At 57.6% G+C, this 1,007-nt stretch carries 2 protein-coding genes and 1 pseudogene; 1 reads left to right on the forward strand and 2 read right to left on the reverse strand.

Translation table 11 applies throughout. From position 1 onward, the window contains the following. Nucleotides 1–194 (forward strand): hypothetical protein (locus AWB78_RS49210; RefSeq protein WP_232478152.1); only part of this gene is annotated, 194 nt, incomplete at its 5' end. 244 nt (nucleotides 195–438) lie between these two features. On the opposite strand, the gene tnpB is transcribed toward AWB78_RS49210, so the two are convergent. Both tnpB and AWB78_RS49215 read right to left on the reverse strand, forming a co-directional pair. Beyond that, complete coding sequence (tnpB, locus tag AWB78_RS42765; protein ID WP_062613346.1) at nucleotides 439–792, reverse strand: IS66 family insertion sequence element accessory protein TnpB; 354 nt, start codon at nucleotides 790–792, stop codon at nucleotides 439–441. Continuing rightward, nucleotides 792–1,007: pseudogene (locus AWB78_RS49215) on the reverse strand (hypothetical protein); the annotation flags it as partial. The pseudogene AWB78_RS49215 and the gene tnpB, both read right to left, overlap by 1 nt.

Raw genomic sequence — 1,007 nt, forward strand, 5'->3', positions numbered from 1 at the left:
CCGCCGAAACCCGCGCCGATACAAGGCCTGGCTGTCGAAAATCGCGTTTTTGGCCGTGGAACTGTCGAACTCCGGTGCTCGACTATGTGAACTCCTTCGACTTCACGATATTCGAGGCCCGTACTGGCCTGCAGTTGCTCGACTGTGACGTTCTGCGCTATTCGAGAAGTGGCGTTTCGCGCTATTTGAGGTGACACGATGTCGATGGCGGTCAGTTTCCGCGCTTTTCGGGCGGCATCGTATATCGGCGTCGCGGCAAAGGGCGAACAATCCAGCTAGCGAAACGCTGAGTTCGAGGATGCGTGCGATCAGCTCATCGGACGGCAGACGTTTGAGATGGTCCCTGCTGGACGGCTTCGGGCGATTGGTTTTCATGCACAGCACGATACGGAAGTCGTCGCCGCAACAGGTTTACGTACAGCGGTGATGATTTATGATTTACATGACGTGCCGGTACCGGCGCGCAGGGTGACGACGCATCGCATTGATGTCGATGCCATCCAGTAGCCAGTGAAGCTGTTCGGTCGTCAGTTCGATCACCGCCTGTTGTCGCTTCGGCCACACAAAGCGGTCTTGCTCAAGGCGCCGTAACATCAGCCAGAAGCCCGTGCGCTCATACAGCAGAAGCTTGATCCGGTCACTTCGGCGGTTGCGAAACGCGAAGACGGCGCGGGCAAACGGATCGAGCTTCATCTCCTGCGCAACCAGCGTGATCAGGCTGTTCATGCCGAACCTGAAGTCGATCGCTTCCCGATAAAGGTAGACACGAAGATCTGCGTCGAACCGGAACATTAGCGGCTCCCTAACGCAGCGGTCATCGCCGTCACGAGAGACGCGTCGCGCTCCGAACATTCCAGTTCGATCACGACGCCGTTCGGCAATCTCGCCGTCAAACGCGCGGAAGATACCTGCCGGGAAGACACATCGCATGTATCCGCTAATTTACGCACACCGTAGCGAGAATTGTTCGCAATGACTGGGCGAGCGTAGGCGCATCGCGACGATCG

Origin of the sequence: Caballeronia calidae (assembly GCF_900044055.2) — a bacterium.
GTDB lineage: Bacteria > Pseudomonadota > Gammaproteobacteria > Burkholderiales > Burkholderiaceae > Caballeronia > Caballeronia calidae.

Coding starts and splice junctions, on each gene's coding strand:
- tnpB (WP_062613346.1), bottom strand. CDS start 792: ATGTTCCGGTTCGACGCAGATCTTCGTGTCTACCTTTATCGGGAAGCG.